This is a genomic window from Aequorivita marina, assembly GCF_031631895.2.
Taxonomy (GTDB): domain Bacteria; phylum Bacteroidota; class Bacteroidia; order Flavobacteriales; family Flavobacteriaceae; genus Aequorivita; species Aequorivita marina.
In genome coordinates, this window is record NZ_JAVMBW020000003.1 from 37,389 (window position 1) to 63,123 (window position 25,735).

27 protein-coding genes and 1 tRNA gene are annotated in these 25,735 nt (G+C 37.9%); 9 read left to right on the forward strand and 19 right to left on the reverse strand.

The genetic code is table 11. The features are described 5' to 3' along the window. Positions 1-434 precede the first annotated feature (434 nt). The 3 genes from QPK98_RS05930 to QPK98_RS05940 form a co-directional block, all read right to left on the reverse strand. Positions 435-510: transfer RNA gene (locus tag QPK98_RS05930), tRNA-His, on the reverse strand. Positions 511-635: 125 nt separating this feature from the next. Then, positions 636-1,352, reverse strand: coding sequence for a bacillithiol biosynthesis deacetylase BshB1 (gene bshB1, locus QPK98_RS05935; protein ID WP_310992157.1), 717 nt, complete (start codon positions 1,350-1,352; stop codon positions 636-638). A 62-nt stretch (positions 1,353-1,414) separates the two neighbouring features. Continuing rightward, on the reverse strand, positions 1,415-2,590 hold the full coding sequence (locus QPK98_RS05940; RefSeq protein ID WP_310992158.1) for a trans-sulfuration enzyme family protein: 1,176 nt from the start codon (positions 2,588-2,590) through the stop codon (positions 1,415-1,417). Positions 2,591-2,857: 267 nt separating this feature from the next. Between QPK98_RS05940 and QPK98_RS05945 the strand changes: the two genes are divergently transcribed. From QPK98_RS05945 to QPK98_RS05955, 3 genes are all read left to right on the forward strand, one after another. Further along, entirely contained in the window at positions 2,858-3,460 is a 603-nt protein-coding gene (locus tag QPK98_RS05945; protein WP_310992159.1) for a hypothetical protein, read from the forward strand. Next, positions 3,460-4,701: an imidazolonepropionase gene (gene hutI, locus QPK98_RS05950; RefSeq protein WP_310992160.1), complete on the forward strand. Its 1,242-nt coding sequence runs from the start codon at positions 3,460-3,462 to the stop codon at positions 4,699-4,701. Before QPK98_RS05945 ends, hutI begins: the two co-directional genes overlap by 1 nt. A gap of 86 nt (positions 4,702-4,787) precedes the next feature. Then, positions 4,788-5,798, forward strand: coding sequence for a formimidoylglutamase (locus tag QPK98_RS05955; protein WP_310992161.1), 1,011 nt, complete (start codon positions 4,788-4,790; stop codon positions 5,796-5,798). Between the two features lie 137 nt (positions 5,799-5,935). Here QPK98_RS05955 and QPK98_RS05960 read toward each other — a convergent pair whose 3' ends face one another. The 8 genes from QPK98_RS05960 to QPK98_RS05995 form a co-directional block, all read right to left on the reverse strand. Continuing rightward, the gene (locus QPK98_RS05960) at positions 5,936-6,403 is read right to left on the reverse strand and encodes a hypothetical protein (RefSeq protein WP_310992162.1); all 468 of its coding nucleotides are present in this window, start codon (positions 6,401-6,403) and stop codon (positions 5,936-5,938) included. A 3-nt stretch (positions 6,404-6,406) separates the two neighbouring features. Then, entirely contained in the window at positions 6,407-8,098 is a 1,692-nt protein-coding gene (gene ettA / locus QPK98_RS05965) for an energy-dependent translational throttle protein EttA (RefSeq protein ID WP_310992164.1), read from the reverse strand. A gap of 512 nt (positions 8,099-8,610) precedes the next feature. Beyond that, positions 8,611-9,087, reverse strand: coding sequence for a DinB family protein (locus QPK98_RS05970; protein WP_310992165.1), 477 nt, complete (start codon positions 9,085-9,087; stop codon positions 8,611-8,613). Positions 9,088-9,134: 47 nt separating this feature from the next. After that, positions 9,135-9,317 carry a CAL67264 family membrane protein gene (locus QPK98_RS05975; RefSeq protein ID WP_310992166.1) on the reverse strand — a complete coding sequence of 61 codons (183 nt, stop codon included), beginning with the start codon at positions 9,315-9,317 and terminating at the stop codon, positions 9,135-9,137. Between the two features lie 248 nt (positions 9,318-9,565). Beyond that, positions 9,566-10,417 carry a universal stress protein gene (locus tag QPK98_RS05980; RefSeq protein WP_310992168.1) on the reverse strand — a complete coding sequence of 284 codons (852 nt, stop codon included), beginning with the start codon at positions 10,415-10,417 and terminating at the stop codon, positions 9,566-9,568. Positions 10,418-10,470: 53 nt separating this feature from the next. Beyond that, complete coding sequence (locus QPK98_RS05985) at positions 10,471-11,322, reverse strand: universal stress protein (protein WP_310992169.1); 852 nt, start codon at positions 11,320-11,322, stop codon at positions 10,471-10,473. Between the two features lie 44 nt (positions 11,323-11,366). Beyond that, complete coding sequence (locus tag QPK98_RS05990; protein ID WP_310992170.1) at positions 11,367-12,215, reverse strand: universal stress protein; 849 nt, start codon at positions 12,213-12,215, stop codon at positions 11,367-11,369. 140 nt (positions 12,216-12,355) lie between these two features. Next, a complete protein-coding gene (locus QPK98_RS05995; protein WP_310992171.1) occupies positions 12,356-13,201 on the reverse strand; it encodes a universal stress protein in 846 nt (281 codons plus the stop codon). Positions 13,202-13,343: 142 nt separating this feature from the next. Between QPK98_RS05995 and QPK98_RS06000 the strand changes: the two genes are divergently transcribed. Further along, positions 13,344-13,568 (forward strand): hypothetical protein, encoded by a 225-nt coding sequence (locus QPK98_RS06000; protein ID WP_310992172.1) that lies wholly within the window; start codon positions 13,344-13,346, stop codon positions 13,566-13,568. Positions 13,569-13,630: 62 nt separating this feature from the next. Here QPK98_RS06000 and QPK98_RS06005 read toward each other — a convergent pair whose 3' ends face one another. The 3 genes from QPK98_RS06005 to QPK98_RS06015 all read right to left on the reverse strand — a co-directional run bounded on the left by QPK98_RS06005 (position 13,631) and on the right by QPK98_RS06015 (position 16,898). Further along, on the reverse strand, positions 13,631-14,464 hold the full coding sequence (locus QPK98_RS06005; RefSeq protein ID WP_310992173.1) for a universal stress protein: 834 nt from the start codon (positions 14,462-14,464) through the stop codon (positions 13,631-13,633). Positions 14,465-14,608: 144 nt separating this feature from the next. Next, positions 14,609-15,661: a response regulator gene (locus QPK98_RS06010; RefSeq protein WP_310992174.1), complete on the reverse strand. Its 1,053-nt coding sequence runs from the start codon at positions 15,659-15,661 to the stop codon at positions 14,609-14,611. A gap of 1 nt (position 15,662) precedes the next feature. Beyond that, positions 15,663-16,898, reverse strand: a complete 1,236-nt coding sequence (locus QPK98_RS06015; RefSeq protein WP_310992175.1) for a sensor histidine kinase — start codon at positions 16,896-16,898, stop codon at positions 15,663-15,665. Positions 16,899-17,016: 118 nt separating this feature from the next. Here QPK98_RS06015 and QPK98_RS06020 point away from each other — a divergent pair, with 118 nt between their 5' ends. From QPK98_RS06020 to deoD, 5 genes are all read left to right on the forward strand, one after another. Then, positions 17,017-17,421, forward strand: coding sequence for a hypothetical protein (locus QPK98_RS06020; protein WP_310992176.1), 405 nt, complete (start codon positions 17,017-17,019; stop codon positions 17,419-17,421). Between the two features lie 73 nt (positions 17,422-17,494). Continuing rightward, positions 17,495-18,358 carry a DUF3298 and DUF4163 domain-containing protein gene (locus tag QPK98_RS06025; RefSeq protein WP_310992178.1) on the forward strand — a complete coding sequence of 288 codons (864 nt, stop codon included), beginning with the start codon at positions 17,495-17,497 and terminating at the stop codon, positions 18,356-18,358. Between the two features lie 9 nt (positions 18,359-18,367). After that, entirely contained in the window at positions 18,368-18,673 is a 306-nt protein-coding gene (trxA, locus tag QPK98_RS06030) for a thioredoxin (protein WP_310992179.1), read from the forward strand. Further along, a complete protein-coding gene (gene deoC / locus QPK98_RS06035; RefSeq protein WP_310992180.1) occupies positions 18,670-19,326 on the forward strand; it encodes a deoxyribose-phosphate aldolase in 657 nt (218 codons plus the stop codon). The genes trxA and deoC overlap by 4 nt, the downstream gene beginning before the upstream one ends. Next, positions 19,326-20,027: a purine-nucleoside phosphorylase gene (deoD, locus tag QPK98_RS06040; protein ID WP_310992181.1), complete on the forward strand. Its 702-nt coding sequence runs from the start codon at positions 19,326-19,328 to the stop codon at positions 20,025-20,027. Before deoC ends, deoD begins: the two co-directional genes overlap by 1 nt. 432 nt (positions 20,028-20,459) lie before the next feature. On the opposite strand, the gene QPK98_RS06045 is transcribed toward deoD, so the two are convergent. The 5 genes from QPK98_RS06045 to QPK98_RS06065 all read right to left on the reverse strand — a co-directional run bounded on the left by QPK98_RS06045 (position 20,460) and on the right by QPK98_RS06065 (position 25,735). After that, the gene (locus tag QPK98_RS06045) at positions 20,460-21,296 is read right to left on the reverse strand and encodes a universal stress protein (RefSeq protein ID WP_310992182.1); all 837 of its coding nucleotides are present in this window, start codon (positions 21,294-21,296) and stop codon (positions 20,460-20,462) included. A 10-nt stretch (positions 21,297-21,306) separates the two neighbouring features. Next, positions 21,307-21,606 carry a ribosome hibernation-promoting factor, HPF/YfiA family gene (gene hpf, locus QPK98_RS06050; protein ID WP_310992183.1) on the reverse strand — a complete coding sequence of 100 codons (300 nt, stop codon included), beginning with the start codon at positions 21,604-21,606 and terminating at the stop codon, positions 21,307-21,309. A 275-nt stretch (positions 21,607-21,881) separates the two neighbouring features. Continuing rightward, the gene (locus tag QPK98_RS06055; protein ID WP_310992184.1) at positions 21,882-22,088 is read right to left on the reverse strand and encodes a YgaP family membrane protein; all 207 of its coding nucleotides are present in this window, start codon (positions 22,086-22,088) and stop codon (positions 21,882-21,884) included. 59 nt (positions 22,089-22,147) lie between these two features. Beyond that, positions 22,148-22,456 carry a hypothetical protein gene (locus tag QPK98_RS06060; RefSeq protein ID WP_310992185.1) on the reverse strand — a complete coding sequence of 103 codons (309 nt, stop codon included), beginning with the start codon at positions 22,454-22,456 and terminating at the stop codon, positions 22,148-22,150. Between the two features lie 84 nt (positions 22,457-22,540). Next, entirely contained in the window at positions 22,541-25,735 is a 3,195-nt protein-coding gene (locus QPK98_RS06065) for an efflux RND transporter permease subunit (protein ID WP_310992186.1), read from the reverse strand.

A 25,735-nucleotide genomic window follows, 5' to 3' on the forward strand; every position in this document is an offset into this window, starting at 1 on the left:
AGCTTAATAAAACATATGTTACAACCGGTACATCAACCTTATTAGCTTATTTCACATTTTGAGTACTATCACTAAAGCTATAAAGTTTTCTCAGGTTAAATGTCTAGACAGCCTGCCTTTTGAAAATGATAAAAACAGAAAAACTCCTATAGTTCCCACTTTTGAGTTGTGGAGATTTAAAAGCCTCAAAGTTTATACAATCATCAACTCTTAAACACTAAACTAATAAGGTTTGCAATCAATCAACCTGTAACCTTATTAGCTTAATAAAACACATGTAACAACCGATACATCAACCTTAGTAGCTTATTTTGAAGCCTACTGTCACTAGAGGAATTAAATTTTATCAAGGTGAACTTCTCAACCAGTATCCGCATTGCATATGAACCTACACCAACAAAAAAAGCCTCCCTATTAAGGAAGGCTTTATTTTTGGGTGGAAGACCGGTTTCGAACCGGCGACCTCTTGAACCACAATCAAGCGCTCTAACCAGCTGAGCTACAACCACCATTTTTGCACTCTTAAAAGTACAACCCGCGTTAGCGGATGCAAATATAAACCAATTCTTGTTGTTGCACAATACCTATCAACAAGATTTTAAAAATTTCTGATTTTGCCCTTTTTCTTCAGTGGACTAAATCAAGTTGGAAATAGAATCAACGGCCACATGTCTTTCCGCGGTAAAGCCTTCGGCATGCTCTTTACTAATCAATCTACCCAGGTCTTGCGCTCTGTAGGTTATACTATCGCGAAAATTGGTTGAAGTAATTGGAGTTTCGGGCTCGTTTGCTTTTTCTTGATGAAACTGGCTCTTATATGCAAATACAGCCTCTAGTTTTTTATCTAGGAAACCTGTTACATCTACCACAAAATCTGGTTCAATATTCTTCCATTGAATATAATGGTACACATGTTTTGGGCGCCAAGCCTTTTGATGATTGCCCTCCAGAATGGTTTCTATTTTCTGCAAACCGCTTAAAAAGCAGGCATCACTAGTCAAAGCACTTGCATTGCCATGATCTATGTGCCTATCGTCAATAGCGTTGCATAGTACAATATCGGGCCGGTATTTTCTTATAATTTTAATGATTTCTAACTTAGACGAAGGGTTGTTCACTATAAATCCGTCTGAAAACTCAAGGTTATGCCGAAATTCAACGCCCAAAATTTTGGCAGCATTTGAGGCCTCTGCTTCCCGTATCTCTGGAGTGCCCCGCGTACCTAGCTCTCCACGGGTAAGATCTAGAATCCCCACTTTTTTTCCGTTATTAATCTCTTTGGCAATGGTTGCTGCACATCCTAATTCTACATCATCTGGATGGGCACCGATGGCAAGTATATCAATTTTCATGGTGCGTATTGTGTTTCTAATTAAGTTATTACTTCACTTAAAAGTTTCAGGGTTGACTTTACTCAATCGTTCAAACTCTTCTCCATTTTGGTAAGTTTTTTAAAGGCAGCTTGCAAGTCGGCTATTAAGTCTTCTGGCTCTTCAATTCCTACGGAAAAACGAAGCAAACCATCGCTTATTCCCTGCTCTTTTCGGACCTCAGGAGATAAAAGTCCATGTGAGGTTTGGGCAGGTGAGAGAATCGTTGACTCCACTCCCGCCAAACTCATGGATGGTTTTATCAATTTTAAGGACTTGAGAAAAAGAGAGACATCTAAAGATTCATTTATTTCAAAAGATAACATTCCAGTAAAACCTTTCATTTGTTCTTTAGCGAGTTCGTGCTCCGGATGGTCTGTAAGCCCGGGATAATATACTTTATCTATCAACGGATGATTTTCTAACCAATCAGCCATCTTCATTGCGTTTTCATTTTGGGCCCTTACCCGTAAGCCCATTGTTTTCATGCTGCGTTCCAAAAGCCACACTGCATAATCACTTAAACTTCCACCAAGGTTTTTACCAAGATTCCAAATGGTATTAATATGCGCTTCACTTGCAGCCACGGCACCAGCACAAATATCACTATGCCCGCCCATATATTTTGTAGCACTGTGTATCATAATGTCAATTCCAAAATCAGCCGGAGTCTGGTTTACGGGAGAAGCAAAAGTGTTGTCAATCATTGATACCAGTCCGTGTTGCTTTGCGAGCTTTCCAATCATTTTTAAATCGGTGATTCGCATCAACGGGTTGGAAGGAGTTTCAACAAAAATCACTTTGGTGTTGCTTTTGATCTTTTCAGAAAAATCAGTTTCCGAGAAGCCTTCAGCAAAAGAAAATTCTATCCCAAATTTATCAAACTCCTCCACAACAAAGTTATACGTTCCGCCGTAGAGGGTCTGGGGCAAAACAACATGGTCTCCTTTGTGTAAAAAGGCAAGCATGGTAGTACTTACCGCTGCCATACCGCTACCAAAAATTAATCCGGCCTCACATTTTTCTAGCATTGCAATTTTCTTACATAGCGCCTCTTGGTTTGGCGTGTTAAAATAACGCGGATACCGCTTTACAGCAACATCTTCAAACGCATAACTGCTAGACATAAACAAAGGCGAAACGGCACCTTTAAATTGCTCGTCAGTTACCTCGCCAACATGGGTGCAAATAGTATTGAGGCCTTTAGATTTTGGTTTCATGGAGATTCTGTTTTTCAAAAGTTTAAAGGTATGGATTTTTCGAGAATCGCGATAAGAAAGTCGGCGGCAAAATACTTCAAGATATTTTGAATGCTTCACAACAAATTGTATTCTACAACGTATGGACTTTTATAATAGACGGTGTAACGCCATGCTTTTGAGCGATCTAGTTATATTCCTCTAAAAAATTCGTTTTCAGTACGGATGCATATCAATTCAAAATACAGTCCAAACTGTAACTGCTAACATTTTAAGTATCTTTATGGCATGAGAAAAACGGTTCTGATCGTACTGCTTTTTATCGTAGGTTATTCTAGCTATGGTCAAGTTGTTATTGAATCAGAGAACCTGAGCTTAAAAATGGTAAAAGCCCGAAGAATTGGCGCCTTTTCAGTCCAATTTGGAGGAACATACAACATTCTTTCCGGCAAAGATGATAAAAGGGTTCAGGTTAGGCTTAAGCTGCGTTCCTTAGATGGGAAGGAGACCATGTTTGACCCCAACAAGCTTTCATTAGTGTCTGATGGGTTTAAGGCACGATTTAGCGTTTCAGAAGCACTTTTTGCCACTTTTTTCAGGAGCAAAGGCTTTCAGCTTTTAACCACAAACAATACTGAAAAACCTATTTTCGCAACGTATGATCCTTCAATAAAAAACACTTTTAACGAATATAGTATCAACGGTTTTAAGGATTGCGCCGTTAATCTTAACTTTGGCACAAAACGAAAACCAATTATTCATACCATTTATTTAAAACCCAATTTTATAGATAAAAACGTTCTCGATATATATTTTATAGTTCCGAATGAATTGAAGAATGCTAAATTATATTTTGGGAACACATTAATTTCAGAAATAAAAATACACTAATGAAACTATTACTCACTAACATAAAAGAGCTGTTACAAGTTCGCGAAAACTGTCCATCAAAACTGAGGGGCGAAGAGATGAAGGAATTGCCAACCCTTAAAAACGCCTGGGTTTTTATCAATCATGGCCTAATTGAAGATTACGGTAGCATGGACAAAATGCCTGATCAAGAAGGTTTTAAAACCGTGGATTGTACAGGGAAAACCGTACTTCCTGCTTGGTGCGATAGCCATACGCATATTGTGTATGCCGGCAATCGGGAGCAGGAATTTGTAGATAGAATCAAAGGCCTTAGCTATCAAGAAATTGCCGAAAAAGGTGGTGGAATTGTCAATAGTGCGAAAAAACTTCAAGAAACTTCTGAAGAGGATTTGTATGCGCAGTCTGCCACAAGATTAGAAGAAGTGATGCAGCTTGGCACCGGTGCCATTGAAATAAAAAGTGGCTATGGCCTTACTACAGAAGCCGAAATGAAAATGCTTCGGGTTGCCAAAAAACTTGCTACGGAATATCCCGTAAGTATTAAAACCAGTTTTTTGGGTGCCCATGCTATTCCCACCGAATACAAGGATAACAAAGAGGCTTATATGGAGCTGTTATACAACAAAATGTTACCAAAAGTAGCTGAGGAAAAACTTGCCGATTACGTTGATATTTTCTGTGAAAAAGGATATTTCTCGGTAGCAGATATGGAACGGATGCTCACTGAAGGAAAAAAATACAACCTCATTCCAAAGGTCCATGTCAACCAGTTTAACAGCATTGGCGGTATTGAGGCAGCAGTACGGCACAACGCATTAAGTGTAGATCACTTAGAGGTAATGACCGATAAAGATATAGCCGATCTTCAGCATAGCGACACCATGCCCGTGGCCCTTCCCTCCTGCTCTTACTTTTTGAGTATTCCCTACGCACCCGGCAGAAAAATGATTGATGCTGGATTGCCCTTAGCCTTGGCTACAGATTACAATCCGGGTTCTACTCCAAGTGGAAACATGAATTTTGTAGTTGCAACAGCCTGTATTAAAATGAAGCTTACGCCTGAAGAGGCTATCAATGCCGCTACTATAAACGGAGCTTATGCAATGGGTCTTAGCGCCTCTCACGGAAGTGTTACGAAAGGGAAAAAAGCCAATTTAATTATTACAAAGCCAATACCATCATACGGTTATTTGCCCTATGCCTTTGGTAGTAATATGATTGATTCTGTAATAATAAATGGCGAAGAAGTAAAAAAATAATCCTACTTTATAGATTAAATATACCTTCTCTTTTTTCAAGGGAAGGTGTATTTAAATAGTGAGATAAATCTACTAAAATTAACGTTATGAGCTTTGTAAAACTATATTCTGAAAAACATGTTGCGCCCTATATTAAAAAACGCGGCGGCGAAATCAAGTTCGGCGAAAAGATTAGTTTTGTTGAAAGTCTTGACGATTTAAAAAACCATTCAGCCAAATACGTGCTTTTAGGAATTCCCGAAGATATTGGCGTTCGGGCAAACTCCGGTAAGCCAGGCACATCAAAAGCCTGGGAAGCTGCATTGGGAAGTTTTCTAAATATTCAATACAACCATTTAACCAATGCTGAAGGTGTAATTCTGTTGGGCGAAATAGACTGCGATACTCAAATGCGGCAGGCCGGATACCTCTCCAAAGAAAAAGACCATTATTTAGAAGAATTAGGCGAGCTGGTTACCCAAATAGACCATAAAGTTACAGCAACCATCAAGAAAATTGTAGAAGCCGGTAAGTTTCCAATAATTATTGGTGGAGGCCACAACAACAGTTACGGAAACCTAAGAGGCACTTCAGAAGCTTTAGAAAGTTCTATAAACTGCATTAATTTTGATGCACATACCGATTTTCGTTCCCTGGAGCATCGTCATAGTGGCAATGGATTTTCATATGCTTTTGACAAAGGCTTTTTAGATAAATACTTTATTTTCGGACTTCACAGTAACTATACTTCAGAAGCTGTTTTTAGTTCGATTGAAAAAAATTCTGAACGTGTAAAATTCAATCTTTTTGAAGCTATTTCAGTAAAGCAAGACACCTCTTTTTCCGAAGCTTTAAAGGAAGCTGAAGGCTTTTGCTGCAATCAAAACTTTGGCATTGAGCTAGACCTAGATGCTGTTGAAATGATGGGCAGTAGCGCCATGACCCCAAGTGGATTCACACTTACCGAAGCCCGGATATTTGTTTCGCAACTTTCAAAACACAAAAACGCCCGCTACCTTCATATTTGTGAAGGCTCTCCTGCAGCAGAAATTTTTCCAAATCAAGTGGGTAAAGCAATTGCATATTTAGTGAGCGATTCGGTTTCGTTATTATCATAGTGTTAGCAATCACATCTTAAAATTGCGGTAAAAAAGCCATAGGCCAAATACTTGAAAATATAAAAAAGCACCGCAAAAATGTATTGCAGTGCTTTTTTATTATCAACATTAGCTTTGGTTATCTGTAAAAAAGCGTCTTATTGCTTTTCACAAACCACACCCCAAATGGGCAAAACACCTTTGGTGGTATTTATTTTAACGGTATCGTCATCAAGCACTTTAAATTGCGTTGCATCTCCATAATTTTTATCAAAAATAGCAGATAATGAGAAGTTAGGTTTCTTAAAGTTTAAAACGCTCCAATTTCCGTCAATTTTATACGTTCCCTTTTCTGAAATAACAGTTGGTTTTTCATTGGTATCTGGCTGGGGAATACTTTTAAAATTAAATTTAAACGTATTGTTCTCAAAAAGATGCAATGAAATTGAAGCAACGCCATTTCCTAAGCTTTTATAGGAAACCACTTTATTTTTCCCCAACTTAATATTATCAGAATTGGAGCGAACAACTTTTGTGTTTTCATTTGATGAATCCATGGCAGCTTTTTTACCTCCACAAGAAGTTAAGCCAACAACCAAAGCAACAAAGACAATGTTTTTCCACATAACCTATCGTATCAATTTTTTGTATTTAATTCGCTTTGGCATCAAGTCGCCACCCAAACGTTTTTTCTTATTCTCTTCATAATCGGTGAATCCACCTTCAAAATAATAGACCTCACTATTTCCTTCAAAAGCAAGAATATGGGTACAAATTCTGTCTAAGAACCAACGGTCGTGACTAATAACAACGGCACATCCTGCAAAGTTTTCCAGACCTTCTTCTAAGGCGCGTAACGTGTTTACGTCCAGATCGTTTGTAGGCTCATCTAATAAAAGTACGTTTCCTTCTTCTTTTAGGGTCATTGCCAAATGAAGTCTATTTCGTTCACCACCCGAAAGCATAGAAACTTTTTTATTCTGCTCGCTTCCGCTAAAGTTAAAACGACTTAAATAGGCGCGTGAATTCACTTGTCTGCCACCCATCATAATGAGTTCTTGGCTATCGCTAAAGTTTTGCCAGATTGTTTTTTCCGGGTCAATATTTGCGTGCGATTGATCTACATAGGCAATTTTTGCAGTTTCTCCCACGTCAAAGGTACCTTTATCTGGTGTTTCCTCGCCCATAATCATTTTGAAAATGGTTGTTTTACCCGCACCGTTTGGGCCAATAATACCAACAATTCCCGCTTGCGGTAATTTAAAGTTTAAATCGTCATAAAGCAGTTTATCTCCAAATGCCTTTGAAACCCCACTGGCTTCAATAACATTGGTTCCTAAACGCGGTCCATTGGGGATGTAGATTTCCAGTTTTTCGTCCAATTTCTTTTGATCTTGGCTCAATAATTTGTCGTAGTTCTGTAAACGTGCCTTCTGCTTTGTTTGTCGGCCTTTAGCACCCTGACGAACCCATTCTAGCTCTCGCTCTAATGTTTTTTGACGCTTGCCAGCTTGTTTCTGCTCTTGTGCCAAACGTTTTGACTTTTGGTCTAGCCAAGAAGAGTAATTCCCTTTCCATGGAATGCCTTCCCCTCTATCCAGTTCCAGAATCCAACCGGCTACATTATCCAAGAAATAACGGTCGTGCGTAACGGCTATAACAGTTCCTTTATAAGATGCCAAATGGTGTTCTAACCAATGCACACTTTCAGCATCTAAGTGGTTGGTTGGCTCATCTAGCAGCAACACATCTGGTTCTTTTAACAAAAGCCTACAAAGCGCTACTCTTCTTTTTTCACCTCCAGAAAGAACGCTAATTAGCTTATCCTGATCTGGTGTTCTTAAGGCATCCATTGCAATTTCTAGTTTTGTATCGAGCTCCCAAGCATTGGTGGCGTCAATTTTATCCTGAAGTTTTGCCTGTTTTGCCATCAGTTCCTCCATCTTCTCCGGGTTTTCATAAACCTCGGGCAGGCCGAACATATCATTTATTTTGTTGTATTCGTCAAGAACATCAACCACCTCTTGAACTCCTTCTTTTACTACCTCCAGAACCGTTTTGGTTTCATCTAGCTTCGGTTCTTGTTCCAGGTAGCCTACTGAGTATCCGGGTGCAAAAACCACATCGCCCTGATAGTTTTTTTCTTCTCCGGCAATGATTCGCAATAAGGTAGATTTACCACTTCCGTTTAGACCTAGAATACCAATTTTAGCTCCGTAGAAAAAACTTAAATAGATGTTTTTAAGCACCGGAGTCTGAGCATTTTGATAGGTTTTTGTCAACCCAGACATTGAGAAAATTACTTTTTTATCGTCAGACATGAATGTTTATGATTTATATTTATTGTTAGTTGAAAACTACTCTTTCTTTAACTTTTGTCCCTTTATTCCAGAGTATTTTAAATAATTTATAAAGGCTCCTATTTTATTTTTTTTCTAATTCGTACACTTCTTCCTTACGTTTACTAAATTCTTCTTCGGAAAGCAAGCTTTTAGCGAATGCGCTGTAGGTTTGAGTTTTTATTTAGCCGACTAATTTTTTTGAATAACTGTGAAAGTTAGCAAATTCCGTATTGCCATCTCTATCAAAGTCTTCTACCAGTTATCCATAATCAATCTTAAATTACCTTCCATTTGATTCCGAAGTCTGAAAGTATAATCAATACCTGTATGTTAAAATATTTCTTCAACATACCTGCAGCTTGCTCTTCCATTTTGCTATCCCGACGTTTCGGGACTAAATCTTTAAATTTTTATATTCTTGCCATACGTGTAATTTACAGGAAACAATAAGTTGCTTAAGCTCCAAACTATAAACCATAAATTAAATACAGTTAGCGCAAGTTCATCAGCCTCATTAAAATTAGCATTTGCCCTGTATGATAGGCCGTATGTTCAATTAAAAGCGTAAGCTCGCGTAGTAAGCTTTGCCCTTCCTTTCCGTTTTTTACAGGCTCAGTTAGTTTATTTTCCACATTTAACAAGAAGTTTTTTAAACGGTCTCGATCTGTAATGTATTCTGCCTTCAGTGTTTCCCATTCTTCCTTATGACGACATAGTTTTTCCTTTGGCCAATAAAAATCGGGCCATTTTGGTTCGGTATAATCCTCAGAGCAGGTGAATTTAACTATGTCTTTCTGAGTAAAAACAACGTGAAAAAACAATTCATATAAAGAATAAGGCAATGAATTTGGTCTGGTATTGATATCTTCAAAGGAAATCTTTTTCAATATTTCGGTAATCGGCATAAAGGCCGCTCCACCTTCCAGATGTTTCACCAACTGTTCCCGTATTATTTTATCTTCAGACATAATTTATAGTGTATTTTGAAAGATACCGCTCTTTTCTGATTAGGCAATCAAACTCTTCCTTTAAGCGCATTAAAAACCCAAGCAATGGCAAAGAAGCCAATACCCACAGAAGCAAAGCCCCAACCTGCAACATCGTCATAACGAAAAGCCCCGAGCGCAATCAAAGTACAGCCCATTACAATCATAATAAAAGTAGCCCAAGCCAATACCGTATTTTTGTTCATTCCCATAGTTTATTTTTTGATTGGTTCATGCCACAAATGTAAGGGCAAAAACAAATATCGGCAATATATAGTAGAATTTCGTTATCAAAATGTCATAGTTTGAAAAGAAAGCCACGCACTATTCTACCCAGGTATATGTTGCTGCAGTTAGATTTGAATCTATTTTACGGGAACTCCACTGTTTTTAATCAGAAAACCCAGTCTTTTCTTTACAATGCGCTATACCTTCAATACCATCTAACGATGCCAATCATTTAATCTCTGGAGTCGTGAAGCGCGAGAACCGGCACGCTAGAATGTACACCAAGGCTTTTAACCAAAGGATTTGAAAAAACACTTCCAAAAAACCAATGCTTTCTATTTACAAAAGCTATCAAGCCGCTATTGCGCTGGTCTGCAAATGAAAGAACGCCTTCCTTAACGCCAACTTTTTCAAGCCAGTGATATGAAAATTCCAATTGGTTTAAATGGTTTTCCAGTTGTTTGCGGTTCGTTTTTTGTTTTTCGGAAAGATCGGCCTCTTTTCCAATATGGACAATGCGAATTGGAGTTTTTTCCTGCCCGGCAATGCTGGCAAGAGTTTTCATTTCGTTCTGGTTATAGTGAACTTTAAAATTCGTTGGAAAAACAATTTCGTTAATGCGTTTATACGAAATATTCCTTGGAACAGCCAAAACACCGCATTCGCGGATGGATTCCATAACATTTACAGCGTTTCTACCGTAGGCTATTTTTCTGTCATCCGTTATCCCACGGGTTCCCATAACAATGAGATCTATGCCTTCATTCCTTACTTTTTTCTCCAATAAATCTATAAGGGTACCAAACTGATGACTAAAATGCACCGTATGTTTCGGATTATCTGCTCTGAGGCTAAGCTTACGCTTTAATCGGTCTAGACTCTCTTCTGAAAATCGTGCTTCGGCATCATACTCATGCTGCTGTGGCTCTGGAAACATTAAGTTTTCTTGAGCTGAACGGCCTAAAAAATAAGTGTGGTAAATGTGGAATACACACTCCTCCTCTTCAAAAAGCTCAAAGGCATATACAATGGCATTGAAGGCATTTTTTGAATAATCGGTGGGTATTAAAATTTGTTTTTGCATAATAACATCCTTTAAATCAACAAACTGATAGGCCAACAATCCCCTATGGCTATTTAGTTCCTTAAATCGTGCATGGCTAAAATAGGTACATTGGTATGTTTACCAAGCTCCCTAACCATTGGGTTAGAAAAAATACTTCCGAAAAAATTATGTTTTTTATTAACAATAGCAATCATTTCGCTCTGGCGACTCTGTATAAACGAAGTTACCCCATCTTTTAAGTCTAAATTATATAAGGTATGATGGGTAAAGGATGCCGGTTGCATGATTGTTTCCAACAGCTCTTTATTCTGTAATTGGGCATCGGTTAAAGTCTTCCCTTTTTGGATGTGTAAAATACGTATTGGGGAATTGGTAAGGCGTGAAATTTCAACTAAGGTACCCAGTTCTCTTTGTTTATAGTGGGTTCTATAACTAGTGGGAAACACAATCTCGTTAGGCTCTTTAAAAAGCACCGTTGAAGGAATTGCTAGGATTGGGCAGTTTCGTATTTTCTCCATAACATTTAAGGCATTACTCCCCAAGATTACTGTTTTACTGTCTGTTTCGCCTTGGGTTCCCATAACCACAAGCTGAATATCTTCCCGTTCCACTACTTTTTTCACAACATCGTAAAAAGATCCAAACTCACTTAAATAGTTGAAAGTGTGTTTTTCATTTTGATCATAAAAACCCATCCGTACTTTTAAGCGTTCCATATTTTTTTCAGAACGATCCTTTACTTTTGCCAAAGCTTCATCTGTAGGCTCAGGGACCAAAAGGTTATCTTTTGAAAACCCCGATAAATAATAGGTGTTAAGCATAAAAAACTCACAGGATTCCCGCCTGTAGAGTTCCATTGCATATTTAACTGCATTGTGGGCGTTTTGAGAAAAGTCGGTTGGTATTAATATTCGTTTTTTCATATACTGTTTTTAAATAATTTGGTTTTTGCTTTAAAACAAGCGGTTTAATATTGCTGCGGAATTACAAGGGTTGGCACATACATATGCTCCCCTAGCCTACTAACAACAGGCTCGCGAAAAAGCTGCTTTATAAAATTGTGCTTATGGTATATTAAGGCAAATAAGGCTATGTTTTTTTCATCTATAAAGTTAAATAGCGTTTTTGAAACACTGCCCCTTTTTGGCACAAAATAAAAATTTGAATTATATTCCGTAAGATCAGTATTGAACTTCTCGAAATTAAGCTTTTGCTTTTTATCAAGATCAGCCTCTGAACCTACGTTAACTATATTCAGGTTAGAACCGTATTGTCTTACCAGGCGCGTAATGGGTTTTAATTCTGAAAGTGAATAAAACTCGTTATAATCTGAAGCAAAAGCAATTTCAGTAGGCATAGAAAATTCAACTTGCTCTGGCACTATAAGCAATGGGCAAGCCTCCAGGGTATTAACTATTCTATCGGTTGTGCTTCCCATAAGTATATCTTCGGCACCGGTTTGGCCCTTGCTCCCCATAACCACAAGGTCATATCCTTCATTAACTACAAGCGAGTCAATACTATCTGACAACATTGCAGGGGTTGCCAAAACTTTAAAATCATGTTTTAACTTGGGCGCATCTACTTTTAAACGTTTAATCATCTGATCACCCTCCAAAACAGATTCCTTAAGTAAGGTTTTTGTAAGCGCTTCAGACTTTTTTATATCCATACGCGGCCCCATACTTTCTACCTCACTGTTAAAGGAATGGAGCACCGTAATTTGTAAAGATTCAGCACTGTACAGTTTTGACACATAGCACAAGGCCGAATATGCATTGTCTGAAAAATCGGTTGGCACTAATATTTTTTTCATTTGTTATTTTTTATTTGGTACAGCAGAATATATGAAACGCGTGCTAAAAAGGTTCTTTATAAAATTTAGAAGCTTAAAATATCTAATATTCTGCAGATATAAAATTTTTATTGAACATTTTACATTTTTGAAGTTGTCCGTTAGCGCGGTAAATTCTGAAGCACTAAAAATGGAATCTTTATTTGAAGTCCAATTTTCTCGATTGTTGATTGGTACAAAATATTTTCCAAATAGGAATGTCTGGTATTTACCATAACTAACATATCAACCTCGTGCTGGTCTATATATTTGTTTATCGCTGCGGTTATATCGGTTCCGGAGTCTTGGGTATAACTTATCCGATTTTCGGTCAAAGAACTTTCTAAAAAAGCTTTGTTATCCTCTTGCCTAAGTGAAAGAGTAGGGAATTTAGAAACATACAAGAAGTTGATTTTAGTGGCAAAACATTTCGCCGTTGTTCCCAAAAGCTTTAATTCACGACGTTTAAAAGGAACCTGATAGTCGGTGGGGAATAGCATGTTTTTAGGATGCACGTCACCAAATACTTCGGGTACTGCCAAGACAGGGCATTTTACATATTTAATTACCTGCAGTGTATTGCTACCAAAAGTTAACTGCTTGTCATCTGTTTCGCCTTGGGTTCCCATTACAACTACATCTATATTTTCACGTTCTACCAATTCATTTACAGAATCTACCAACATGCCAAATTCAGCAATTGTAAAAACTTTATGTTTCGGGTTGGGCGAAATATTAAAAAGATCTTGTCGCATTTTCTCCAAATTCGCTTCCGCTTTATGGAGTACTTCTTGCTGTAATTCACCAAAAACGGCATCTGCCAAGCGGGTTTTAGCGTCATAAACTTCATCTGCAAAAGTATGTAGCAAGTAAATTTCTGACGGCCCATGTTTAAAAAGCTCGGCCGCATATTTTGCAGCGTTCATAGCATTTTTAGAGAAATCAGTTGGGATCAATATTTTTCGCATCGTGCTCTTCTTAAAGATTAGTATGTAAATATAAGGGTTTGAAACCAGTAAAAACATGACGAATGTCAGCCAAGATATTGACATTTAAGGATTCATTAAGAGGCAAACCCTATCACATTTTGTATCTTATTGTAAAAAAGTTATGAAAATCAATCCACTTGCTTACTTAGCTATATCAACTTTAATTTTGGTAACGGTTGCAATATTTGCTGCAATGGATTTACCATTTAACTGGGTATTCTATCTCAGCATTTTAGGCGAAGTATTTTTAGTTATTTCTGTATATAAAATCCTTCACGATAAATATGCCACCGACAAAACGTTTAAAGATTTTTACGAAGACCACCCAATTGAGCAGGAAGAGTAAGAGGGCTTCGGTACAATTTTAAAAAGAACACTTGTTTTTCTGAAGCTATTTTTGAATTGGCATCACTCGTGGATTACCAAAAATGGAACATGCGTATGATAACTAACAGCTTCTATTGCCGGTTTTAAAAGTAATCGTTCTATAAAATTTAGATTTTTGGCAGCAATGGATATTAGGCTTATATCCCAGGTTTCAACAAAATCCTGAATACCCATTTCCATTTTCTTACTTTCTACAAAATGAAAACTGTGTTTCTTATCTCTGAAAAAGTAATGTAAAAACCCCTTGTTGTCTGTTTGTCCGGCTGTAAGACCGCTAGTGGCTTGAGACTTTACATGCAGAACCCGAAGCGGTGTGTTATGCAGCTCTAAGGTTTCAGAGAGTGTACTGATTATCTTATTGCGATAAATACAGTTGTAATCGGTTACAAAAGCTAGGTTTTCAACCCCTCTATATCTTGCGTTTTCAGGAATTGCCAATATTGGGCATTTCACCTTTTTAATCACTTCGCAGGTATTACTTCCTATTTCGTTTTTACTATTTTTAGAGGCTCCCCTCGTGCCCATAACAATATAGTCAATTTGTTTTTCAACTATTTGCTTGCGAATACTTTCAACTAAACTGGATTCGTCTTGGAGTGGAAAAAAATTGTGTTCCGAATTTTTAGCTGAAATACGACAGGTATTTATTTCTTCCTTTAAAAGAGCAGATGGATTCCTTAGGGTAGGCACAGCCAAATCTGATTCAAAATAAAGCTCATCCTCTATTTCGGGTGAAGCTTTTTGTGACACATGAAGAATATAAAAATTAACGGGAATATGCGCAAAATAATCTAACGCATACCGAATAGCATTATGCGCATTTTCAGAAAAATCCGTAGGAATTAATATATTCATTATTACAAAATCTTACGGACAAATGTATCTGTATGTTTCGATATGCAAAATGACAAAAATCAGTTTTTTAAAAAATAAACACCTTTAAGTCTTGTATATACCTTCCAGATTAGAGGTGAGTACCTTACTAAACGCCCAAAAAGATCATTTAATCTCTTGAAGGCTTTCCAAGTCTATAATGCGAATATCCCTGCCTTCAATTTCAATAATACCTTTCTTCTTAAACTCAGAAAGTGTTCGTATTAAACTTTCTGTGGCAATACCAGCGGTTGTAGCAAGGTCGTTTCGAGAAATACGCAAAGGTGCTGCGTGGTCATTGTTCATAATTTCAACAAATTGAATTATTGTAGCTGCAGTTTTCTTACGAACGGAGCTATAGGCCATTTTTATCAATTGTTCTTTAATTTCAGAAAGGTTATCGGTAAGTAAGTTCATGAGCTCTAGAGATACCTCTTGGCTCTTTTTAAGAATATCTAGCAAATACGTTTTTGACAAGCCCACCAATTCAACATCTTCTACTGCCGTAGCCGTTTCACTATAGGGTATGTTTTCATCAAAAGAGGTAAAGCCCAAGAAGTCGTCTGCTTTGTACAGGCCGGTTATAAGCTCCTTTACGTTCTCGTCCATTGTATGTGTTTTCACAACACCTTTTAAAATTAAAAACAGACTGTTGGAGTGGTCTCCCTTTCGGTAAATGTCTTCTCCTTTTTTATAATGAGCAATTTCGCCTTCGTCACAAAAAAAGTTTTTAAGCTGATTTAGGTTTTTGGGGCTATCTTCTTCATCTACAGCTTCTGTTTCCGGACTCGTTTTACGCATTTCTAGAATTTGTGCTTTTGCCAATCGGCTTTCAACAGCACTCAATAATTCGGTTTCTTCAAAAGGCTTGGTTAAATAATCGTCTGCTCCCATATCCATACCTTTTCGCACCTCTTTGTGTTCGGTTTTTGCCGAAAGAAAGATAAATGGAATATGGGTGGTCTTTTCATTTGCAGCCAATGCCTCTAAGACACCATAGCCATCAATTTCAGGCATCATAATATCGCAGACAATAATATCTGGAATTTCTCGGGTGGCTTTTTCTATTCCAAATTTACCGTTTGGCGCAGTTATTACCTTGTAGCCTGAAAGCTCTAAAAGTTCGGCAGTGTTTTCACGCAGTGCCGCATCGTCTTCAATTAGAAGTAGTGTCTTCATTTTATTCTTTAGTATTTTTTGTTGGAAAAGAAATGGTAAAAGTACTTCCTTTATTTTCTTGGCTTTCAAAAGTAATAGTACCGCCAAGGCTTTCCAAATGACTTTTAACAATATTAAGACCAATTCCGGTGCCTTGATCTAATAGCGCATTTTCTGCCCGGAAATATCTATTGAAAATAAATTTTTGCTCTTTTTCAGGTATTCCTCGGCCCTCATCTATAATTTTAATGCGAAGCGATTCTTTTTCAGGAATAACAACTACGTCAATGGTGGTAGATTCTGGCGAGTATTTTATAGCATTGTTAATAAGGTTGGAAAGCGATAACTCCAGAATTTTTTCATCAAAGAAAACTGAAATATCATCTATATTTTCTGGATAATTGATTGTCTGGTCTTCCTTTAACAACATATTTGCGTTGTAAATTACTTCGTTCACAACCTTACTCAACGGGAAGGTATCAAACTTATAAGTGGTTTTTCCAGACTCTATTCGTTCAATGGATAGAAAGTCGTTTAAAATATTGTTTAGGTATTTTACTTTACTCTTAATGGTGCGTAAATGTTTTTCACGCTTGTCTTGTTGCTCGGCCTCGGTATATTTTCCGGCGAGTGTGGCCGAAGTAAGAATACCGCTTAGAGGCGTTTTAAACTCGTGCGAAACCAAAGAGAGAAACTTTGTTTTTAGATCGTTTAACTCCCGTTCCTTCCGGAGCGATTCCTTCATTTTATCTTCAGCGTCCTTACGTTTTGCGACTTCTTGTTTTAAATCAATAACGCTCTCTTTTAAAGCCGCTGTACGTTTTTCAATTTTCTGCTCTAGTTGATTGTTGAGCTCTACAATTTGCAGCTCTTGGTTTTTCCGTATCGTAATATCGGTTACCAATGCCATTACATATCTATTGCCATAAATTTCGAATGGATTTAAACCTGCTTCAACAGGAAAAGTACTTCCATCCTTTCGCCTTCCGTACAAATCGCGCCCATGGCCCATTTTACGCGGATCATTGCTTCCCAAATAATTATTAACTTGGTCTGGGTGCGATTTTTTATAATCTCGCGGAATCAAAACGTTTAAGTTCTTACCCAACAGTTCGCCAGGTTCATATCCAAACATTCGGTCTCCGGCTTCATTAGAGGTAACAATTTCTTGTTTTTCATTAACAATGACAATTCCTTCTGAAATAGCTTCAGAAAGTATCCTAAAAACGTTGCCTTTTTTTTCTTCAAATACGCGCATCGTCCAAAAGTAATGAAATTAAACAGTTTTTGTGAACTGATTTATATCATAAGTATTCCAATTAAATCAATTTAGATTTACCACCTTAAAGTCATAAATTCAAAAAAACAATAGCGTCATGGAAAATTTAGATAAGCCAAAGCTGCTGTTCTATCAAAAAACAGGGGAACTTTTTTACGCCATTGCGGCGGCAGACAAGGTGGTGCGTAAAGAGGAATACAACGCATTAAAGACGGTGATACTTGAAGAGTGGAAAAACCTTGATGATTATAAAGACCCGTTCCATACCGATGCGGCCCATCAAATGGAAGTTGTTTTTGAATGGTTTGACTATGAGCAGCTAGACGCAAATGAGTGCTTTGACAGTTTTGCAGATTACAAAAAAGAAAACCCCGAGCTTTTTACAGATGAACGCAAACAATTAATTTGGAAAACAGCCAATGCAATTGCCAGTTCTTTCGCTAAAAAAAATAAAAGTGAAGTAATACTTTTAACCAAATTAAAAATTTTACTAAAAGAATAACTGCCTTCAAAATAAACATTATTTTACTAGCTTAATTTCTTTCCCTACTTTTATGTTTTAAACCATACAATACATGAAATACCTCATTACCGGTCTACTTATACTCACACTCCTTGCTTGTAAAAACGAGCCAAAAAAGGATACAGTTCTGCCTGAAACAAAGACTACTACAGAAAAAATTGATACTACAATTATCTCCGACAAGGATTTACAAAAAATGGAGCAAACCTTCAACTTAAAAAGAAAGGAGCTCATTGAAAAACAAGACCAGCGCGCAGAACTTAAGAGCCTCCTTATTTCAAAGTCCTTTTTTAAAGAAGACGAAGGCTATACCATGGATTTTAAATACCCATATCTAAATGAAGAAATAAATCCGCGCTTTGAAAACTTTAATGAGTACATCAGTAAATATTATTTGGATACCAAAGGAGTGGAAAAACAAATTCTAGAAGAAAAACGGCTTTGTGACTCTTTAGGAATTCCGCAAGAGCACGAAAAGCGTATCGTTGAATATAAAGTCTTCAACCTTAACGATCAACTACTAAGTGTATTGTTTTATAAAGAAAACCATTACACAGGTGCGGCTCACGCTTCTTATACATTTGAGACCTTAAATTTTGATCTGGAACGCTTTGTATTTATGAATTTTGAAGATTTCTTTATTGATGGTTCCGAAGAAGAACTTCGAGGCATTTTAAACGAGCTGCTTACAGATAAAATAAACTCTGGCGATATGTACTATGATTGCTGGGCTATCTCAGCCGATGACTTTTTTGCCTCAAAAAACAACTTTGTAATAGACGAGGATGTTGTGGAGTACTATTTTGACGATTGCGTTATTTGCCCATCCTATACGGGAACGTACTCCATTCGCATTCCATTAAAAATGTTAATGCCAGTTTTAAGAAGTCAGAAAAAGAATCGTTTCTTTCAATAAATTTATAAAATGAAAAGTAATTTTAAAAATATTATAGACGGTGAAACCCCTGTTTTGGTAGATTTTTTTGCCGATTGGTGCGGGCCGTGTAAAATGCTAGCTCCAATTCTTAAAAATGTAAAAGACGAGTTGGGCGATTCAATTAAGATCGTAAAAATAGACGTTGATAAAAACCAACCCTTGGCACAGCAATATCAAGTTAGAGGTGTACCAACAATGCTACTATTTCAAAATGGAAAACAGCTGTGGCGTCAAAGTGGCGTATTGCAGAAAGAGGAGCTGATAGCAATCATCAACCAACACAAAAACGAATGAAGCTAAACGATTATATAGACCACACCTTGCTAAAGCCAACTGCTACGCCGGACGACATTGAGAAGCTCTGCAAAGAAGCAAAAGCAAATAGTTTTTATGCCGTTTGCGTAAACCCTTGTAATGTAGCAAAAGCAAAACATGAGTTAAAAGGCACTGAGGTGCAAATAGCCTCGGTTGTAGGTTTTCCTTTAGGGGCATCTACTAGCCAAGTAAAAGTTTTTGAAGCGAAACAAGCCGTAAAAGACGGTGCCGACGAAATTGATATGGTGCTCAATGTAGGTTTTATTAAGGCGAAACTTTATGATGAAGTACAAGCGGAAATTGCAGCCGTAAAAAATGCAATTGGCAACCGAATCTTAAAAGTGATTCTAGAAACCTGTTATTTAACCAATGAAGAAATAAGAAAAGCCTGCCAAATTTGTAAAAATGCCATGGCAGATTATGTAAAAACTTCAACTGGATTTGGCACTGGCGGTGCTACGGAAGAAGCCGTAAAAATTATGCATGACGAAGTTGGAGATACTCTAAAGGTTAAAGCCTCTGGCGGAATAAGAGATTCTGCCACTGCAAAAAAATACATTGCCATGGGTATTAGCAGGATTGGCACCTCTTCGGGAATTAAAATAGTCAGCAACACAAAAAAACAAGATTGATGAGCACACATATTGAGGCCAAACCTGGGGAAATTGCAGAATCCGTATTGCTTCCCGGAGACCCATTGCGGGCAAAATGGATTGCAGAAACTTTTTTGGAAGATGCAAAATGCTACAATCAGGTTCGGGGTATGCTGGGCTACACTGGCACTTTTCAAGGAAAGAAAGTCTCCGTACAAGGCACAGGTATGGGTATTCCTTCGGCCTTAATTTATTGCCATGAACTTATAAACGAATACGGAGTAAAAAACCTGATACGCGTTGGCTCAGCCGGCTCCTATAAAGCAGAGGTCAAACTGCGCGATATTGTAATTGCCATGACTGCATCGTCTAACTCTGGGATTAACAACGCCCGTTTTGTAAATTGCGACTTCTCCCCTACCGCAAATTTTGATTTGTTAATGAAAGCCGCGCATTATGCCAAGGAAAACAATATAGCCATAAAAGCGGGAAACGTACTTTCCAGCGATCAGTTTTATGAAGATAACTTTGAAAATTATAAGAAATGGGCAAATTTTGGAGTGCTTTGTGTAGAAATGGAAGCCGCAGGACTTTATACCATTGCCGCCCAGTTTAATGTAAACGCCTTGGCTATTTTAACGATCTCCGATTCCTTGGTAACGGGAGAAACTACAACCTCTGAGGAGCGGGAAGGCAGTTTTTCTCAGATGATTGAAATTGCACTAAACACTTTAAAATAATTATGAATATCCGCGATCAGTAATATGATTGGTTAGTTCAAATTATGTGTTAATTATTGCGTCTGCAAGCGAACCTTTTTAGATATCGAAAATACTTATGTTCTGATAGGGCAGCGTATCATAAGACAAGGCAACGCCCTATCAAAAGCCCTATCAAAAACCCTAACAGCTTATCTGCACTTAACCGGTCTAAGGACAGCCCTGAAAGGCGACACGTATTACGCCCTTTCAGGGCTTTGTGTGTCACAGGTTTGCCCCACCGGGCCTTGCCCGATGTTACGATGTTTTCGCCCCTTCAGGGCTGGTTTAATAATATCCTTTTGATGTAGGTTAAATATTATGATGCATTACGGACATTCGATAAAATAATAAAAGCAGGAATCCAAAATTAGAAGTCCTGCTTTTTTGTTAATTGATGTCGATAGCAATTAACTATATTCTAAACGTCATTACTGGCAAGTCGGAATGGTTAACCACATCTTCCCCAATACTTCCGGAGAAAAAGTGCGCCAGACCTTGGCGACCTTGCGTTGGCAAAGCGATAATATCTGCGCCTGTTATTTGGCTATAAGCAAATATTCCAGCTTCAACCGAATAATCGTTGTAATGCACTACTTCGTTTAAACGCTCAAAGGGTTCAGGCTCCTCTGCCGTATTAAAAAAGTTGAGTATTCGTTTTTCTATTTCTCGCGTACTCCTAAAATCTCCGGAAAGGTTAACATACAGGAGTTGCATTTTAATCCCGAAAAGCTCAAATACTGCTTTTGCTCTTTTATAAGATTGAATTGAATTTTCTAGAAAATCACAGGCAAAAATCCCCAACTGCGGATTAAAATTGGTTGCTTGGTGTTTAATTACCAAAACTGGCACTTCTGAAGTTCGCACCACTTTTTCGGTATTGGAACCAACAAAAACCTCTTTTAGGCCACCAGTTCCATGAGACCCCATCACAATTAGGTCTATATCCATTTCTTTCGCAATATCGTTAATTTCACTAAAAACGGTGTAGTTATGAACCGTATCGGTAACCTTAACATCTTTTAGATACTCTTTATCCAAAATTTCGGCAAAGCGGGTTTCTGCCAAGCGCATATAATACATTGCTTCAAACGCTTCTTTAGATTCGTTTCTGGTAACAACTGCATCAGAAAGCCCCATCATGTGAAGGGCAACTATTTCGGCATTTTGTTTTTTGGCGATTGAGGCTGCTACTTCTAAAGCATTTTCAGAATGTTCAGAGAAATCTACAGGAACTAATATTTTTTTCATCGAGATAAGTTTAGTGGGTTATAAATTTTGCTTTGCGCTTTTTGAGTTGTTTTTCAAGGTCACTAATGGTTTCTTTTGCAGCTGCTTCAAAAGTTGCTTCCTTAGAAGTTGCAAAAACCTTAGGACCGGGTAAACTGAGCTCTATTTCACAAATATTGCCCTTGCCATATTCATTATTCTCCAATTTAAAACTAACCTCGGCTCTAATAAGCCAGTCATATTTTTCGGCAAGTTTGTGGAGTTTCTGCTCTACATATTCGCTCATAGCAGCGCTAGTAGGCATTTTTATGTACTGAATGTTTATTGTCATAATACTAATAGATTGGTTAACATCTTCAAATATATCTTATATATATGGTTTTTAAAATGATGAATATCATATTTTAATATATGCTACCAATTTCAACGCTCCTGTTTTATAAAAACCACTCATTCACAAAAACTTTCAACTTTACTAAACCTACGGCTCACAAACGAGCATTTATAAATTCTAAGAATAAAAAGGATGTTACAACCCAATAAAAAACCCCACGTTCATATTTTTGAACGTGGGATTTTTGGTGCAATTAAGCCGAAGCTAAATATTTAAGCACAGCAGCTATCGCCTTCTTCCCTTACACCTAATTTTACAAGAATTTTTTCCATCAAACACCATCTTGTCATGGATGATTGTAGCAAGTTAGCACCGACAAAAGCGGTAAACCACAGCCAATTTATATTTACGTAAACAGCCAAAGCTAAGCTGATGAGAATAAAAATTCCGGCAATTGCCCTAATATATCTGTTAATCATACTATTTTAATTTTAATGTTAAACAACTTATTTCCTTTTCACTTCTATTGGATGTTGTTCTAAATACTTCTTTCTACGGGAACAACAACCGCATGGATGGGATTATTAGTTTCTAGGTTATTGTTGAATTCTTTTACCAGTGCAAAAAACTTATCAATTTTATTTTCGTCTGTAAACGAGAAGAACATTCCACTCTCCGCTCCACTTTTTTGTGAAGGAAACCAACTGGTATTCATCAAAAAAGAAGAGGTTCCGTTTTTATAGCCTTCAATATCTGAGCCGCTAAAACTTTCAATCCCTGCCTTTTTAAAAAGTTGAAGCACCTCTTTTTCATATTCATCCACAAGGGTTACAATTAGTAGTTTCATAGTGAAAATGTTAATAGTTAATTGTTATTGAGCTTCCCTGATTAGCGTTGACCGGTTTTCTCGCCATTCAACTCTCACCACTCATCATTTATAATTCTTTCTTTCAATCATATAATAAACTAAGGGCACCACGAGCAAGGTGAGCACTGTAGAAACAATGCTTCCACCCATTAAGGATATGGCCAGACCTTGAAAAATAGGGTCAAACAATATCACAAATGCGCCAATTACAACGGTTCCGGCGGTTAACAAAATTGGGGTAGTTCGTACGGCGCCGGCTTCAATAACCGCTTGTTTTAACGGAACGCCATCTGCCACTCTAAGGTTGACGAAATCGATTAACAAGACGGAGTTTCGCACCATAATTCCAGCTAGGGCAATCATTCCAATAAAGGAGGTTGCTGTAAAGAAAGCGCCCATAATCCAGTGGCCAAGCACAATCCCAATTAAGGACAAGGGTATGGCAACCATCATTACAACCGGAGCCTTAAAGTTTTGAAACCAGCCCACTATCAAGATGTAAATGATAATAATCACGCCTAAAAATGCAATTCCTAAATCTCGGAACACCTCCAAGGTAATTTGCCATTCGCCATCCCACTTCACCGTAAAATCATCTTCATATTGTGGTTGCTGTAAGTAGAGCTCGTTCATTTTATACCCTGGTGGTAATTCTATTTCATTAAGCTTTTCGGTCATTCCTAAAATTGCATAAACGGGGCTTTCCAGTTCTCCAGCCATATCGGCCAAAACATAGACTACGCGTTTTTGGTTTTTTCTATGGATACTTTTGGCGCGTACACCTTCTTCAATAGTTACTAGATCGCCCACAGAAACCATATTCCCCTGTTTCGAGGCAATTTTTAGCTGTGAAATATCCTGAATAGTAGATTTCTCCTTTTCATCTAAGGCCAGGATTATTCCCACCTGGTTGCTTGCATTTTCCTGGTAAAGATTACTTACCGGTCGGTCTGAAAGCGCGGTATTCATAGTGTAAACAACCTGTTGTGGCGCCACACCATAGCGCATTGCTTTTTCCTTATCAACTACAAAGTGATATTCTTTTTGATCGGCTTCTACCATCCAATCTACATCCACTACATCTTGAGTTTCGTTCAAGATGTTTTCTATACTTTTTGCAACAGCTATTTGTTGGTCATAATCAGGGCCGTAAACTTCTGCCACAATGGTGGAAAGCACTGGTGGTCCTGGCGGAACCTCTACTATTTTTACATTTGCGCCAAATTTATTCCCAATTTCTTGAATTTTCGGACGGAGCTGTTTTGCTATATCATGGCTTTGAAGCTTTCTGTCATCTTTACTAACTAAATTTACTTGGATATCGGCCATATTGCTACCACCACGTAAATCGTAATGACGCACCAATCCGTTAAAAGTTATAGGCGCAGATGTACCTATATAATTTTGATAGTTAACCACCAAAGGTTGTTGTGACAAGTATTGACCAATTTCCTTGGCTACCACTGCAGTGCGTTCCAAAGTTGAGCCTTCAGGCATATCAATGACTACTTGCATTTCGTTTTTATTGTCAAACGGAAGCATTTTCACCGCTACCGAATTGGTAAAAAACATAGATATAGAGCCTAGAAGAAGCACGATTGTAATCCCCAGAAATATCCAGCGTGTACTTTTATTTTCAATTAATGGCGTTTCAAGCTTTGCGTAAATTCTGTAAATAAAAGTATCTTCTAATGGCTTTTCTTTTTTTGGAGTTTTTCCTTGCTTCTCCTTTTCACGAAGGAAAATATAACCTAAATACGGCGTAACGGTTAATGCTACAAATAAAGATAATATCATTGCAATAGAAGCACCTATAGGCATTGGCGACATATACGGCCCCATTAATCCAGAAACAAAGGCCATAGGCAATACCGAAGCAATTACCGTAAACGTGGCAAGGATTGTAGGGTTGCCCACTTCGTTTATGGCGTAGATAGCAGCTTGCTTAAACGGCAGGCGTTTCATTTTAAAATGCCTGTGCATATTTTCGGCAATAATAATGGAGTCATCCACCACAATTCCGGTTACAAATACCAATGCAAAAAGCGTAATTCTGTTTAGCGTATAATCGAGTAAATAATAACTCAATAAAGTAAGTGCAAACGTAATAGGAACTGAAAGAAACACTACCAGACCGCCACGCCAGCCCATGGCAAGCATTACAATCACGGTAACGGCAAGGATTGCTCCTAAAAGATGCATCAACAACTCTGAAACTTTTTGAGAAGCAGTTTCGCCATAATTACGGGTAATTTCTACGTGAACCTCATCAGGAATTAAATTGGTTTTTAAATGCTCTACTTTATCAATAATTACATCGGCAATTTGCATGGCATCGGCACCTTTTCGCTTTGCTACCGAAATAGTTACCGCAGGATATTCAGAAGGATACTGAGAAGCCTTATCATTGGCCTTTCCATAACCAAATGAAACGTATTGGTTTGGAGTTTCAGGGCCGTCAACAATAGCTGCAACTTGCTTTAAGTAAATGGGTTGATTCTGTTGTACGCCAATCACCAAGTTTTCAACATCTGCTACCGATTTAAGAAAATTTCCCGTTGAAACCAGAAATTCGGTATCGTTTTTATCAAAACTACCAGAGCTCATTTGCTGATTGTTTGCCTTGATCATTTCGGCAACTCCAAGAATATCCAATCCACTTGCAGCCAGCTTATCCTTATCCAGCACTACGCGTAGCGCTCTATTGCGTCCGCCCAGCTTTTGGGTGGCTGATACTTCACTTACCTTTTCAACCTCTTGAGTAAGTTCATCTGCAATTTGTTTTAACTGAAAATCGTCATACGTTTCACTCCACAAGGTTAGCCCCAACATAGGAACATCGTCAATAGCTCGCGGTTTTACAAGCGGCATGGTTACACCGGGAGGCATAAGATCCATGTGCTTGTTCATTTCATTGTACAGTTTTACAAAAGAACGCTCTATATCTTCACCTACATAAAACTGAACGCTTACCATTGCGCCCTCTTTTGAGGAGGTTGAGTACACATATTCTACCCCGGGAATATTCGATGCCAATTTTTCAAGAGGTTTTACAACCCTAGATTCTACTTCGGTTGGCGATGCACCTGGGTAACCCACAAAAATGTCGGCCATGGCCACATCAATTTGAGGTTCTTCCTCGCGCGGTATCAAAAACGAGCTCCACACCCCAACGACCATAAACACGATCATCAACAGTACTGTAAGCTTTGAGCTTATAAATAACTTGGCAATTTTGCCTGCTAATCCGTCCTTCAT

Coding starts and splice junctions, on each gene's coding strand:
- bshB1 (WP_310992157.1), bottom strand. CDS start 1,352: ATGAAAATTGATATACTTGCCATCGGTGCCCATCCAGATGATGTAGAA.
- QPK98_RS05940 (WP_310992158.1), bottom strand. CDS start 2,590: ATGAAACCAAAATCTAAAGGCCTCAATACTATTTGCACCCATGTTGGC.
- QPK98_RS05945 (WP_310992159.1), top strand. CDS start 2,858: ATGAGAAAAACGGTTCTGATCGTACTGCTTTTTATCGTAGGTTATTCT.
- hutI (WP_310992160.1), top strand. CDS start 3,460: ATGAAACTATTACTCACTAACATAAAAGAGCTGTTACAAGTTCGCGAA.
- QPK98_RS05955 (WP_310992161.1), top strand. CDS start 4,788: ATGAGCTTTGTAAAACTATATTCTGAAAAACATGTTGCGCCCTATATT.
- QPK98_RS05960 (WP_310992162.1), bottom strand. CDS start 6,403: ATGTGGAAAAACATTGTCTTTGTTGCTTTGGTTGTTGGCTTAACTTCT.
- ettA (WP_310992164.1), bottom strand. CDS start 8,098: ATGTCTGACGATAAAAAAGTAATTTTCTCAATGTCTGGGTTGACAAAA.
- QPK98_RS05970 (WP_310992165.1), bottom strand. CDS start 9,087: ATGTCTGAAGATAAAATAATACGGGAACAGTTGGTGAAACATCTGGAA.
- QPK98_RS05975 (WP_310992166.1), bottom strand. CDS start 9,317: ATGGGAATGAACAAAAATACGGTATTGGCTTGGGCTACTTTTATTATG.
- QPK98_RS05980 (WP_310992168.1), bottom strand. CDS start 10,417: ATGCAAAAACAAATTTTAATACCCACCGATTATTCAAAAAATGCCTTC.
- QPK98_RS05985 (WP_310992169.1), bottom strand. CDS start 11,322: ATGAAAAAACGAATATTAATACCAACCGACTTTTCTCAAAACGCCCAC.
- QPK98_RS05990 (WP_310992170.1), bottom strand. CDS start 12,215: ATGAAAAAAATATTAGTGCCAACCGATTTTTCAGACAATGCATATTCG.
- QPK98_RS05995 (WP_310992171.1), bottom strand. CDS start 13,201: ATGCGAAAAATATTGATCCCAACTGATTTCTCTAAAAATGCTATGAAC.
- QPK98_RS06000 (WP_310992172.1), top strand. CDS start 13,344: ATGAAAATCAATCCACTTGCTTACTTAGCTATATCAACTTTAATTTTG.
- QPK98_RS06005 (WP_310992173.1), bottom strand. CDS start 14,464: ATGAATATATTAATTCCTACGGATTTTTCTGAAAATGCGCATAATGCT.
- QPK98_RS06010 (WP_310992174.1), bottom strand. CDS start 15,661: ATGAAGACACTACTTCTAATTGAAGACGATGCGGCACTGCGTGAAAAC.
- QPK98_RS06015 (WP_310992175.1), bottom strand. CDS start 16,898: ATGCGCGTATTTGAAGAAAAAAAAGGCAACGTTTTTAGGATACTTTCT.
- QPK98_RS06020 (WP_310992176.1), top strand. CDS start 17,017: ATGGAAAATTTAGATAAGCCAAAGCTGCTGTTCTATCAAAAAACAGGG.
- QPK98_RS06025 (WP_310992178.1), top strand. CDS start 17,495: ATGAAATACCTCATTACCGGTCTACTTATACTCACACTCCTTGCTTGT.
- trxA (WP_310992179.1), top strand. CDS start 18,368: ATGAAAAGTAATTTTAAAAATATTATAGACGGTGAAACCCCTGTTTTG.
- deoC (WP_310992180.1), top strand. CDS start 18,670: ATGAAGCTAAACGATTATATAGACCACACCTTGCTAAAGCCAACTGCT.
- deoD (WP_310992181.1), top strand. CDS start 19,326: ATGAGCACACATATTGAGGCCAAACCTGGGGAAATTGCAGAATCCGTA.
- QPK98_RS06045 (WP_310992182.1), bottom strand. CDS start 21,296: ATGAAAAAAATATTAGTTCCTGTAGATTTCTCTGAACATTCTGAAAAT.
- hpf (WP_310992183.1), bottom strand. CDS start 21,606: ATGACAATAAACATTCAGTACATAAAAATGCCTACTAGCGCTGCTATG.
- QPK98_RS06055 (WP_310992184.1), bottom strand. CDS start 22,088: ATGATTAACAGATATATTAGGGCAATTGCCGGAATTTTTATTCTCATC.
- QPK98_RS06060 (WP_310992185.1), bottom strand. CDS start 22,456: ATGAAACTACTAATTGTAACCCTTGTGGATGAATATGAAAAAGAGGTG.
- QPK98_RS06065 (WP_310992186.1), bottom strand. CDS start 25,735: ATGAAGGACGGATTAGCAGGCAAAATTGCCAAGTTATTTATAAGCTCA.